The 11,765-nt window shown below is 64.8% G+C and carries 15 protein-coding genes; 2 read left to right on the forward strand and 13 right to left on the reverse strand.

Annotated features, from left to right (window positions below; genetic code table 11):
• Positions 1-50 precede the first annotated feature (50 nt).
• Entirely contained in the window at positions 51-854 is an 804-nt protein-coding gene (locus tag ACQR10_RS24945; protein WP_315713838.1) for a response regulator, read from the reverse strand.
• Between the two features lie 195 nt (positions 855-1,049).
• Here ACQR10_RS24945 and ACQR10_RS24950 point away from each other — a divergent pair, with 195 nt between their 5' ends.
• Together ACQR10_RS24950 and ACQR10_RS24955 are read left to right on the forward strand one after the other, a co-directional pair.
• Positions 1,050-1,286, forward strand: a complete 237-nt coding sequence (locus ACQR10_RS24950; protein WP_315713837.1) for a NepR family anti-sigma factor — start codon at positions 1,050-1,052, stop codon at positions 1,284-1,286.
• The gene (locus ACQR10_RS24955) at positions 1,287-1,835 is read left to right on the forward strand and encodes a sigma-70 family RNA polymerase sigma factor (RefSeq protein WP_006612137.1); all 549 of its coding nucleotides are present in this window, start codon (positions 1,287-1,289) and stop codon (positions 1,833-1,835) included.
• A 126-nt stretch (positions 1,836-1,961) separates the two neighbouring features.
• On the opposite strand, the gene ACQR10_RS24960 is transcribed toward ACQR10_RS24955, so the two are convergent.
• The 12 genes from ACQR10_RS24960 to urtD form a co-directional block, all read right to left on the reverse strand.
• Entirely contained in the window at positions 1,962-3,617 is a 1,656-nt protein-coding gene (locus ACQR10_RS24960) for a CHASE domain-containing protein (protein ID WP_316216466.1), read from the reverse strand.
• A 293-nt stretch (positions 3,618-3,910) separates the two neighbouring features.
• Complete coding sequence (gene ureG, locus ACQR10_RS24965) at positions 3,911-4,534, reverse strand: urease accessory protein UreG (protein WP_315804711.1); 624 nt, start codon at positions 4,532-4,534, stop codon at positions 3,911-3,913.
• A gap of 69 nt (positions 4,535-4,603) precedes the next feature.
• Complete coding sequence (locus ACQR10_RS24970) at positions 4,604-5,326, reverse strand: urease accessory protein UreF (RefSeq protein WP_316216665.1); 723 nt, start codon at positions 5,324-5,326, stop codon at positions 4,604-4,606.
• Positions 5,313-5,924: an urease accessory protein UreE gene (locus ACQR10_RS24975; protein ID WP_316216465.1), complete on the reverse strand. Its 612-nt coding sequence runs from the start codon at positions 5,922-5,924 to the stop codon at positions 5,313-5,315. Before ACQR10_RS24975 ends, ACQR10_RS24970 begins: the two co-directional genes overlap by 14 nt.
• Before the next feature lie 42 nt (positions 5,925-5,966).
• Positions 5,967-6,266, reverse strand: coding sequence for a putative quinol monooxygenase (locus tag ACQR10_RS24980; RefSeq protein WP_316216464.1), 300 nt, complete (start codon positions 6,264-6,266; stop codon positions 5,967-5,969).
• Positions 6,267-6,313: 47 nt separating this feature from the next.
• Entirely contained in the window at positions 6,314-8,029 is a 1,716-nt protein-coding gene (gene ureC, locus ACQR10_RS24985; RefSeq protein ID WP_316216463.1) for an urease subunit alpha, read from the reverse strand.
• Positions 8,030-8,083: 54 nt separating this feature from the next.
• A complete protein-coding gene (locus ACQR10_RS24990; RefSeq protein WP_316216462.1) occupies positions 8,084-8,623 on the reverse strand; it encodes an HD domain-containing protein in 540 nt (179 codons plus the stop codon).
• A gap of 3 nt (positions 8,624-8,626) precedes the next feature.
• The gene (locus tag ACQR10_RS24995) at positions 8,627-8,932 is read right to left on the reverse strand and encodes an urease subunit beta (RefSeq protein WP_315804707.1); all 306 of its coding nucleotides are present in this window, start codon (positions 8,930-8,932) and stop codon (positions 8,627-8,629) included.
• 124 nt (positions 8,933-9,056) lie between these two features.
• Positions 9,057-9,359, reverse strand: coding sequence for an urease subunit gamma (locus ACQR10_RS25000; protein WP_015669637.1), 303 nt, complete (start codon positions 9,357-9,359; stop codon positions 9,057-9,059).
• A gap of 48 nt (positions 9,360-9,407) precedes the next feature.
• On the reverse strand, positions 9,408-10,244 hold the full coding sequence (locus ACQR10_RS25005; RefSeq protein ID WP_315804706.1) for an urease accessory protein UreD: 837 nt from the start codon (positions 10,242-10,244) through the stop codon (positions 9,408-9,410).
• A gap of 58 nt (positions 10,245-10,302) precedes the next feature.
• Complete coding sequence (urtE, locus tag ACQR10_RS25010; RefSeq protein WP_315804705.1) at positions 10,303-10,998, reverse strand: urea ABC transporter ATP-binding subunit UrtE; 696 nt, start codon at positions 10,996-10,998, stop codon at positions 10,303-10,305.
• A 3-nt stretch (positions 10,999-11,001) separates the two neighbouring features.
• On the reverse strand, positions 11,002-11,763 hold the full coding sequence (gene urtD / locus ACQR10_RS25015) for an urea ABC transporter ATP-binding protein UrtD (protein ID WP_315804704.1): 762 nt from the start codon (positions 11,761-11,763) through the stop codon (positions 11,002-11,004).
• Positions 11,764-11,765 lie beyond the last annotated feature (2 nt).

Raw genomic sequence — 11,765 nt, forward strand, 5'->3', positions numbered from 1 at the left:
CGCGCTCCACGAGGAACGCGCCGGAACAGGATCGTGCACGCGTGGCCTGATCAGGCTGCCGGCTTCGGCATCCGGTTGCGCGAATTGCGCTGGAAGAACAGCGCCTGACTCGCCACCGCCGACACCATGGCCGGCTGGAACGGCTTGGAGATGAGGAACGCCGGCTCGGGCCGCTCACCGGTGAGGAAGCGCTCCGGATAGGCGGTGATGAAGACCACCGGTACCTCGAAGGTGCGCAGTAGCTCGTTGACGGCGTCCAGACCGGACGAACCATCGGCGAGCTGAATATCAGCCAGGATCAGACCGGGCTTCTTGTTCTTTGCGAGAGCCACCGCATCGGCATGAGTGCGGGCCACGCCGATGACGTTGTGGCCGAGATTCTTGACGAGGCTCTCGAGGTCCATCGCGATAAAGGTCTCGTCCTCGATGATCAGCACATCGGTAGCGATTTCGGCGGCGAGCTCCCGTCCGGCAGCATCCGCCAGCCGGCGGGTTTCAGCGACGTCGATGTCGAGGATGAAGGCCACTTCCTCCTCGGGAAAACCCTCGAGCGAGAGCAGCAGGAAGGCCTGGCGTGGTAAGGGGGTGATATTCGAGAGCCGCCGTTCCGGCGGCATCGGCAGGGTCGCCACTTCTGCGTCGTCGTTGAGCGCTACCGAATTCCAGATCTGCGTGAACAGGCGGAACAGTGCCGCCCGCGGTCCATAGCGCTCGTCCAGCAGCGCCGGATCCTGAATCAGGGCCTCGAGCATCGCTCCGACATAGGCGTCTCCGGAACCCTGGCTGCCGGTGAGAGCCCTCGCATACCGGCGCAACAGCGGCAAATGTTCAGCAACAAGCTGTGATCGGCTCATCCCCACTCCATTCGGTCATCTGGGCTTCCGCCCGGGTTCCATAATGCGCTGATTACGCCTGAACCGACGAAAAGTTCCCCAAACGCGTGGAACTTTTATCGCCCCGTCGCATTAGTTCCCGACAGACCCTCTCGGTGGCGAGAATAATTCTTGAAGCTTCAGGGACTTAACTCTCGGGGAAACGTGGAAAAGGTCATGAAAGATGTAAAGTCTCAAGCCAGCAAGAATGCGGCACCGCGCAAGCCCGGCGGACTGAACGCGGAAATTCAATCCAGAATCGGTCATCAACTCCGCGCGATGTACGACGACGTCGTCCGTCAGGGAGTGCCGGACCGCTTCGCGGATCTGGTGCGGAAGCTTGATGCGCCGGCAGCACAGTCCCACGTGGAGAACGGCGGGGGATCCAACGACCAAACCGACGGGAGGGAGTGAATGCCTCTCACTGATTCCTTGCGGGACGATATCCTCGCGGCCGTCCCCAGCCTTCGCGCATTTGCGATTTCCTTGAGTGGTAACAGCGATCGTGCCGACGACCTCGTGCAGGAAACCCTGCTCCGGGCGCTGGCCAACATCGACTCGTTTCAACCGGGATCGAATCTGCCTGCCTGGCTGTTCACGATCCTGCGCAACCTGTTCCGATCCGACTACCGCAAACGCCGGCGCGAAGTGGAAGATGCCGAAGGCAACTACGCCAAGACGCTCAAGACACATCCCTCGCAGGGCGCGCATCTCGAGTTCGAGGAGTTCCGCGCGGCGCTCGAGAAGCTGCCTCAGGACCAGCGCGAGGCACTGATCCTGGTCGGTGCATCGGGCTTTTCCTACGAGGATGCGGCAGCGATCTGCGGCTGCGCGGTGGGCACCATCAAGAGCCGCGTGAACCGCGCGCGCTCGAAGCTGGCAGCGCTGCTCTACGTCGAAGGCGCCGAGGATTTCGGCCCGGACGAGACCGTGCGGGCGGTGATCGGCGGCAGCGGCGGCTGATAAGCCAAGCCGTCGCAAACGAACCAGCAAAGAGGCGGCTCCTCAGCGAGCCGCCTCTTCTTGTTGTTGATCTCTTGTGCCCGGGATCGTACGCCCCGGCAGCCTGTTCGCCGACCAGCGCTGCGGCTATCGCGCCGGATGCAGTGGTGCGGAGAACTGCTCGGTCCGATCGCGCTCGGTCATGTCGATGACCGTCTCCATCGGCGCGCTCAGCTCATAGACATAGCTCGCCTCGGTGAAGAAGCGCTTTGACGTGCCGCCGAGCGCCTCCGGCGCAACGCGATCGAGCAGGATCAGTCCGAAATCGCTGTCCGGCCGCCGCGTTGCTTCACTGGTGTTCAATTCCTCCCAACGGAAGTGGAAGACGGCATTCGGCTCCTCGCCAGTCACCTCCCATTTGGCGGTGATGTGCGGGTGCTTTCCCACCAGCGAGAGGCCTTCGTCCGAGTGCGAGGCGAGTTCGAAGAACAGCAGCGACAGGCTCTGCGCGGCACGCGCGCTCACGGTGATGTCGGGTCCGTTGACCGCAATCCTGTCGGCATGCGGGATGGCGCGAGCTTCGAACAGTCCGCGCAATTGCACGCCCTGCCATTGACTCTCGCTGAGCAGCGTGACGACGTTCGACATCGCATGGATCCGCCCGATCAGCAGCTCGCGCGCGACATCGATGTCGCTGCCATGACGCAGCGTGCGCGTCACGATGGACTGGATCACCGCCAGGATGTTCTTGACCCGGTGGTTCAGCTCGTCGATGACCGCCGTCAGTCGGCGCTCGAAGCCGATCCGCACCTGGATTTCGCGACTCAGGCGCAGATTATTGTAGGCGACGTAGCCGAACAGGCCGCAGATGATACCGGTCAGCGCCATCCCGATGACGCCGACGATCGCCGCGGTCTGTTGCGCACGCCGGACCGCATTGCTCTTGGCGTAATAGACCAGCGACCAGTCGTGATTGCCGAAGGCTACGGTGCGGGTCGACGACGGAGCAGGATCGTCCGGCCCCCGGGTCCGGCTCGTCACCGCGCCCTGATCATTGGCAACCAGCTCGTCCGAGGCGTTGCGCGGATCCTTCAACGCCACCGAGAACAACGACAGATCGTCATTGGTGAGCAGCAGCGGCCCGATCTCGTAGGAAAACGTCACGAAGCCCGCCGGCGCAGTGGCACCTTGCGGGACGACCGGGGCTGCCAGCACGATCCCGATCGGACCGTCGCTCCGCAGCAGCGGGGTGGGGTCGGAAGCGACCGGCTTGCCCTCGGCCATGGCGCGCGCAAGCATCGGTCCGACGATCGGCTGCCGGTCGAGTGCGATGCCGGGAAGCCTGGAGGTCTCGGCATTGCGTGGCTCGAGATCCATCAGAACGTCCAACGGACGATCGACGTTCGGCCCCAGCGGCGTGTCGTCGAAATTGCGAATGGTTGGATTCGGGAAGCCAGCCTGGCGCAGCTCGGCTTGCGCGATGGAGAGCTCATCCGGCCGCAGCCGCGCGATCCACGATGCCACCACGAAGTCGGTCTTGAACGCGTAGATCGACGATCGCAGCGGCTCCAGCATATTGGCCTTGATCACCGAGGGAGCGCGGAACAGCCCGGAGGCCACCCGGGCCAGCAGCTCACGTTCGGTCAGCCGGTCCTGGACGAGGCTGGCATGGACGTCGATGGCTCGGGCCAGCGCAATGCGATCGAGGGCCAGCTCCTGGTCGTGGACGCGATAGGCGGCCAAGCCGGACAGCGCCGTCCCGACCAGCGCGATCAAACCGATGATGACACCCAGCCGGAGCACTCGTTTACTCTGAAGTAAAGGGTTGGCGAAGGAGGAGACGAGTCATCCAATAACCGGGCCTGCAACTCAAGGACGCACCTCGGGGCGATCGGAAGTGATCGGAGCGATCAGTGGATAGCGATCCCAGGATACCGGCGCATCGGCGCCGAGACGCCTTGGGCAAGGCGCACCCCGGGTCGAGGAAACACCCGAGGGCTCAAGTTGTTCCGGCCGGATGAGGCTTTTTTGCGTCTGTCATTGCAGCAGACGCATCGGGCAACGAAGAACGCTGCGACGCAGATCAGTCCCGGCGCTCAGGCCGACGGCTTCAGACCGCCCTTGGCTTCGATGAAGCCGATGATCCGGTCAAGCCCCTGGCTCTTCTTCAGATTGGTCATGACGAAGGGCCGTGCGCCGCGCATGCGCTTGGCATCCGTCTCCATCTTCTCCAGAGAAGCGCCCACATGGGGTGCCAAGTCAATCTTGTTGATCACCAGAAGGTCGGAGCGGGTGATACCCGGTCCGCCCTTCGACGGGATCTTGTCGCCCGCCGCGACGTCGATGACGTAGATCGTGATATCGGCGAGTTCCGGCGAGAACGTTGCCGCGAGGTTGTCGCCGCCCGACTCGATCAACACCAGGTCGAGTCCGGGAAACTTGGCCCGCATGTCGGCCACTGCGGCGAGGTTCATGGAAGCGTCCTCGCGGATCGCAGTGTGCGGGCAGCCGCCGGTCTCCACGCCGGCGATACGATCCGGGGTGAGCGATCCCGAGCGAACGAGAAACTCCGCGTCCCACTTGGTGTAGATGTCGTTGGTGATCGCGGCGATGTCGTAGCGCTCCCGCATCGATTTGCACAGGAGATCCATCAGCGCAGTCTTGCCGGACCCGACCGGGCCACCGACGCCAACGCGGAGCGGACCGTGAGACGATGCCATGTCATTTACCCTTCTGTCGTACGCGTAACCGCGCGGGGCCGTGATCGGAGCAGCCGTTGCCCCGCTTCATCACGACCGAAACAGCCTTGTATATTGCGTCTCGTGATGAAGGCTTGCGAGATCGGCGCGGAATGTTGCGCCGCCGATGTCGTCGAGCGAGGCGAGCAGGGCGCGGTCCGCCGTCGCAGCGACGACAGGCTCCAACGCGGCGAGCACGCGCTGGCTGTCGGTCTGCCCCAACGGTACGAGACGACTGCCGGCGGAAATCCAGTTCGACGTCAGGGCGTGCAGGAAGCCGTGCAGCAGGGGTCCCAGAGGAACGCCGTGAACAGCGCCGACCAGCCCCACGGCGACCGGATAGACGATGCTCGCACATCGTGCCACCGCCTCGTCGAGGCCTGCGCAGTTCCAGGCGGACCGCGCGATCTCGATGAAGGCACGGCCCTGCGCCGTGGTTTCGAGCTGACGCTCGCGCGACGGTACGAAAGCAGCCGCAAGCTCGGCCACCTCGCGGAGGCTGGCCATATCGTCGAGCTCAACCGCGCGATAGGCGTGCGCGAGGAAAGCCGCGTCGCAGAAGCCGGAACCGTTCGTCAGCATCGTCGCGAGCCAGCCGCGCAGCGCCGCCGCATCGCCGATGTCGCCCGCCTCGACCGCCCATTCGATGCCGCTCGAATAGGAGAAGCCGCCGATCGGAAACGCCGGCGACAGCCACGTCAGCAGCCGATACAGCGCAGCCGGATCCGTGGCGCTGATCGCATCCGGCCGAGCCCCCTCCTCACTTGTGCTCATGAGCATGGGAATGACCGTGATCGTGATGGTCATGGCCGCAGTGCTCGTCATGCACGTGATGATCATGTGCATGGCCGTGGTCGTGATGCGCGTGATCGTGCCCGTCATGATCGTGATGATGATCGTGGCCGTGGTGATCATGATCATCATGGCCATGCGCATGGCTGGGCTCGGCGTACGCACCGCCCTCCGGATCGAACGGCGCCTCGATCTCGATCACGCGGGCGCCGAGGCCCTTGACCATGGCCTCGATCACGTGGTCGCGGCGAATGCGCAGGCTCTTGGGCATGAGCTGCGTCGGCAGGTGCCGGTTGCCGAGATGCCAGGCGAGCCGCACCAGATGATGCGGATCGGAAGCCCGGATCTCGAGCAGCGGCTCGGCCGCCGCCACGACCTCGATCAGCCGGCCGTCCTCCAGCACCAGGGCGTCGCCACCGCGCAATGCGGTAGCGTGCTCGAGGTCCAACAGAAACTCCAGCCCGCGCGTTCCGGTCATCACCAGCCGCCGCCGGTGCCGGTCATCGAAATCGAGCAGGACGGAATCGGCGGCGGCCTCTTTCCAACGATGCTGCCCGAGCACGCGTGTCGCGCGGATCATGCTGAAACTCTCATTCTCTTATTCCGCTCACTCTTATTCCGCTCAGCGGACATCGACCTTCTCAGGCGTAATGATCTCGATCTTCGGCGGCGCCGCCATGCATTTCACCGCGACGCGCCCGAACGTCTTCATGTGCTCGGTCGCGCGGTGCGGCACCAAGGCCTCGGCGTTCTCCCACTGCTCGACGAAGACCATCTTGCTCGGGTCGGTGACGCTCTCATGCAAATCATAGGCGATATTGCCGGGTTCTTTGCGGGTCCCTGCAATGCAGGCAGTCGCGGCGGCGATGAATTCCGCACGGGTTTCGGGCTTGATGGTCAAGGTGGCAACGACATAGATCACGCAGCAGTCCTCCCGGTACGTTTCTGGTTCTGGGTACCGGGCGGAGCTTAGAACATGAAGTAGCGCTGCGCCATGGGCAGCACCTCGGCCGGCTCGCAGGTCAGGAGCTCGCCATCGGCGCGGACCTCATAGGTCTCCGGATCGACCTCGATGTTCGGCGTCGCGTCGTTGTGGATCATGCTCTTCTTCGAGATCCTGCCGCGGGTGTTCTGCACGGCGTAGAGCTTCTTGGACAGGCCGAGCTTGCGCGCGAGCCCGCCGGTGACGGCAGCCTTCGAGGTGAAGATCACCGAGGAGGCCGTCAGCGACTTGCCGAACGCGCCGAACATCGGCTGGTAATGCACCGGCTGCGGCGTCGGGATCGAGGCGTTGGGATCGCCCATCGGAGCTGCGACGATGGTGCCGCCCTTGATGACGCAGTCGGGCTTGACGCCGAAGAAGGCGGGCGACCACAGCACGAGATCGGCGAGCTTGCCCTTCTCGACCGAGCCGATCAGCTTCGACACGCCATGCGCAATCGCCGGGTTGATCGTGTATTTGGCGATGTAGCGCTTGACGCGAAAATTGTCGTTGTCCTGGCCCTTGTCCTGCGGCAGCGCGCCGCGCTGCTTCTTCATCTTGTCGGCGGTCTGCCATGTGCGGATGATGACCTCGCCGAGCCGGCCCATCGCCTGCGAATCCGATGACATCATCGAGAGCGCGCCGAGATCGTGCAGGATGTCCTCGGCCGCGATCGTCTCCTTGCGGATGCGGCTTTCGGCAAAGGCGAGATCCTCGGCGATCGACGGATCGAGATGGTGACACACCATCAGCATGTCCAGATGCTCATCGATCGTGTTGCGCGTGAACGGCCGCGTCGGATTGGTCGACGACGGCAGCACGTTCTTCAGGCCCGCGACCTTGATGATATCAGGCGCGTGGCCACCGCCGGCGCCTTCGGTGTGGAAGGCGTGGATGGTGCGGCCCTTGAAGGCCTTGATGGTGTCCTCGACGAAGCCGGACTCGTTGAGCGTGTCGGAGTGCAGCATCACCTGCACGTCGTAATCATCGGCAACCGACAAGCAGTTGTCGATCGCAGCCGGCGTCGTGCCCCAATCCTCGTGCAGCTTGAGCGCGCAGGCGCCGGCCTTGATCATCTCGACCAGCGCGGCCGGGCGCGAGGCGTTGCCCTTGCCGGAAATGCCGAGGTTCACCGGAAAGGCGTCGAACGACTGCATCATCCGCCCGATGTGCCATGGGCCGGGCGTGCAGGTCGTCGCGAAGGTGCCGTGCGACGGACCGGTGCCGCCGCCGAGCAGCGAGGTGACGCCACTCATCAGCGCATGCTCGATCTGCTGCGGGCAGATGAAGTGGATGTGGCTGTCGAAGCCGCCGGCGGTGAGGATCTTGCCTTCGCCCGCGATCACGTCGGTACCCGGGCCGATCACGATGGTCACGCCGGGCTGGATGTCGGGATTGCCGGCCTTGCCGATCGCCGAGATCATGCCGTCCTTGATCGCGACGTCGGCCTTGACGACGCCCCAGTGGTCCACGATGAGCGCATTGGTGATGACGGTGTCGGCGGCGCCCTGCTTGTTGGTCGCCTGCGACTGGCCCATGCCGTCGCGGATGACCTTGCCGCCGCCGAACTTCACCTCCTCGCCATAGACGGTGAAGTCCTTCTCGACCTCGATGATCAGGTCGGTGTCGGCGAGCCGGACCTTGTCGCCGGTCGTGGGACCGAACATGTCGGCGTAGACGGAACGCTTGATCTTGACGGACATCGTTGGCCCCCAATTAGCTCTGCTTGCCTTGTTCTCGCAACGCCGACGGTCCGCTCACAGCGTCCCCCGCGCGTTCGCAACGGTCTCGTCGAACAGCGCGTCCAGCGCCACATTCACACCGCGGCAGCCTGCGACGACCTGCTCGGCCCAACTGAGATACTCCATCAGCTCGAGCTGCTGCTCGAGATCCGGCTCGAACACAATGCGGGCGCGGATGTTGCTGATCTTGTCGGCGATCTTGATCTGCTTGGCGCCATCGGACTTGCCGGGAGCCGCGATGACCTGGACCGCGCGCCGCTCGCTCTTCGGCAGGGTCATGTCGTCGGTGACCTCCTCGACCAGCCCAGCGACGCGCGAGCCGAAGCGCTGCGCCAGCTCGTCGTAGCTGGTGTCGGTGTCCTCGATGGTGTCGTGCAACCAGCCGGCCGCGACGAGTTCGGCGTCCTCGCCGGCGCAGGTGATCGCGAGGATGTTGGCGACCTCAGCGAGATGATTGATGTACGGCTCCTCGTCGCGGCCCTTGCGCTGCTGGCCGGCATGACGGCGCGCCGCCAGCTCGGCCGCTTCGGAGACGAGGCGCAATCCGGTCAGCATCGTCTACAGCTTGCCCATCACGTCGCCGCGGAAGCCGTAGACCGTGCGCTTGCCGCCGAGCGCGACCAGTTGCACCTCGCGGGTCTGGCCGGGCTCGAAGCGCACCGCCGTGCCGGCTGCGATGTCGAGGCGCATGCCCCTGGCTTTCTTGCGGTCGAACTTCAGCGCCGGATTGGTCTCGAAGAAATGGTAGTGCGAGCCGACCTGGATCGGCCGGTCGCCGGTGTTGGCGACCGACAGAGTCACGGTCTTGCGGCCGGCATTGAGCTCGATCTCGCCGTCCTGGATGAAAAATTCGCCGGGGATCATGTGTCTTTCTCCGTCATTCCGGGGCGGTCCGCAGGACCGAACCCGGAATCTCAAAATCGATTGCAGACAATCTCTGGATTCCGGATTCAGCCCTGCGGGCTGCCCCGGAATGACGTGCAAGAACTTAGCGGATCGGCTCGTGCACCGTGACCAGCTTGGTGCCGTCCGGAAACGTCGCCTCGACCTGGATGTCGTGGATCATCTCGGGGATGCCCGGCATCACCTGATCGCGGGTCAGGACCTGGGCGCCGGCCTGCATCAGCTCGGCCACGGTGCGGCCGTCACGCGCGCCTTCCAGAATGAAGTCGGAGATGATCGCGACCGCTTCGGGATGGTTCAGCTTGACGCCGCGCTCGAGCCTGCGGCGGGCCACGATGGCGGCCATCGAGATCAGGAGCTTGTCCTTTTCGCGGGGAGACAGGTTCATGCGGACTCTCTGGTGATCGTCTTCTAATGATCGTCAGTTGGTAAACGTCTAGTTGAGCCACAGCCGCGGCAGCGGTCCGGCCGATGCGCAGCCGAGCACCGCCATCATGTCGGCGCGCAGGCTCGCGGCATCTTGGGCACAGAAGCGCGCCATTGCAAATCCATTCCAGGCGGACAGTCCGGCCTCGCCCCGAAACGCCGGCAGGCTCTCCCTGATGCGCTCCACCAGCGCGGCGTCGCCGGGCACGATCAGCGCAGTCCCGATGGCCGCGGCGCCCTTGGCGATCGCGGGCTGCGCCAGCTTGTCGCCGATGTCGCCGTCGAGGCGGACCGTCTCGGCGAACACCAGCTTGCCGCCGCGCTTGAGCCGCCAGCGATCGACGAACTCGCCCTCGCGCATGCGCTCGCCCATGGCCGTGCGGCCGAACACGACGATCTCGCACAACAATAGCGAGGCGGTGTCGGCGAGGTCGATGTCGATGCGGCGATGAATGCGGGCGCGGTCGAACAGGATGGTCTCCTGCGGCAGCCACGAGATGTGCGCGCCGGCATGAGCCGTCAGCGCGATATCGAGCTCGGCTGGCTTGCCCGGCGCGCGATAGACCTTCTCGGCCGCGGCGCTCGACAGCGTGACGCGGCTGCCTTCGCCCGCCGCGACCTCGATCGCGAAATGGTCGCCGCCGGCGATTCCGCCTGCGGTGTTGACGAACATCGCCGACAGACCGTCGTCCTCGGGCGAGGGAAAGCGGACGCGCAGCGAGCCGGATTCATGCAGGTGATGGCGCCGCGTCACGTCGTCCTGCAGCCGCACGTCGAAGCGCACCGCGCCGCGGGCGCGGTTGGCCTCGAAGATGTCGGCAGCGGCGTTGGCGGGATCGGCCCGCATCGATCCCCTCCCCTGGGACCAGACGCGGGCGAGACCGCGTCGAGAAGCTACGTGATGATCACAGCGCCATCTGGCGGCTGATCTCGGCCTGGTCGAGATTGGCGCGGGTGCAGGTGAACTTCACCGCGCCGCGATCCATGACGGCGAAGTTGTCGCCGAGTTCGCAGGCAAAGTCGAGATATTGCTCGACCAGGACGATGGCGATGTTGCCGAGATTGCGGAGGTACGAAATCGCCCGGCCGATGTCCTTGATGATCGACGGCTGGATGCCCTCGGTCGGCTCGTCCAGCAGCAAGAGCTTCGGCCGCATCACCATGGCGCGGCCGATCGCAAGCTGCTGCTGCTGGCCGCCGGAAAGATCGCCGCCGCGGCGGCCGAGCATCGATTCCAGCACCGGAAACAGCGAGAATACGTCGTCCGGGATGCTGCGATCGGCCCGCTTCAGCGGCCCGAAGCCGGTCTTGAGATTCTCCTCGACCGTGAGCAGCGGGAAGATCTCGCGGCCCTGCGGCACGAAGCCGATGCCCTTGCGCGCCCGCTCATACGGCTTCAGGCGGGTGATGTCAGCGCCATCGAAGGTGATGCTGCCCGACGCCAGCGGATATTGCCCGACCAGCGCCCTCAGCAGCGAGGTCTTGCCCACGCCGTTGCGGCCGAGCACGCAGGTGACCTTGCCCGGCTCCGCCGCGATCGAGACGCCGCGCAGCGCCTGGGCGGCGCCGTAATAGAGGTTGATGTCCTTGACGTCCAACATCGCCTAGCGTCCCAGATACACTTCGATCACCCGATCGTTCGACGACACCTGGTCGATGGTGCCCTCGGCCAGCACCGTGCCTTCGTGCAGGCAAGTGACCTTGACGCCGAGCTCGCGAACGAAAGTCATGTCATGCTCGACGACCATGACGGTATGATCCTTGTTGATCTCTTTGAGCAGCTCAGCCGTCTGATGCGTCTCGACGTCGGTCATGCCGGCGACCGGCTCGTCGACCAGCAGCAGCTTCGGGTCCTGTGCCAGGAGCATGCCGATCTCCAGCCACTGCTTCTGGCCGTGCGAGAGGCTGCCGGCGAGCTTGCGTCGGGCATCCTTGAGCCGCACCGTCTCGAGCACCCGGTCGATCTGCTCGGCCTCGCCCCTCGAGCCGCGCCAGAACAGCGTGCCCTTGACGCTGTGGTCGACATTGAGCGCAAGCAGCAAATTGTCCTCGACCGACTGGCTCTCGAACACCGTCGGCTTCTGGAACTTGCGGCCGATGCCGAGCTCGGCGATCCGCGTTTCGTCGAGCCGGGTCAGGTCGGTCTTGCCGTCGAACAGCACCGTGCCCTCGTCGGGCTTGGTCTTGCCGGTGATGATGTCCATCATCGTGGTCTTGCCGGCACCGTTCGGGCCGATGATGGCGCGCATCTCGCCGGGCTCGAGCGTCAGCGAAAGATTGTTGATGGCGTGGAAGCCGTCGAACGAGACGTGCACGCCGTCGAGATAGAGTAGCGACGACGTCGCGCGGGTGTCCATCACGTTCATGC

The organism is Bradyrhizobium sp. HKCCYLRH2060 (assembly GCF_051168135.1).
GTDB lineage: Bacteria > Pseudomonadota > Alphaproteobacteria > Rhizobiales > Xanthobacteraceae > Bradyrhizobium.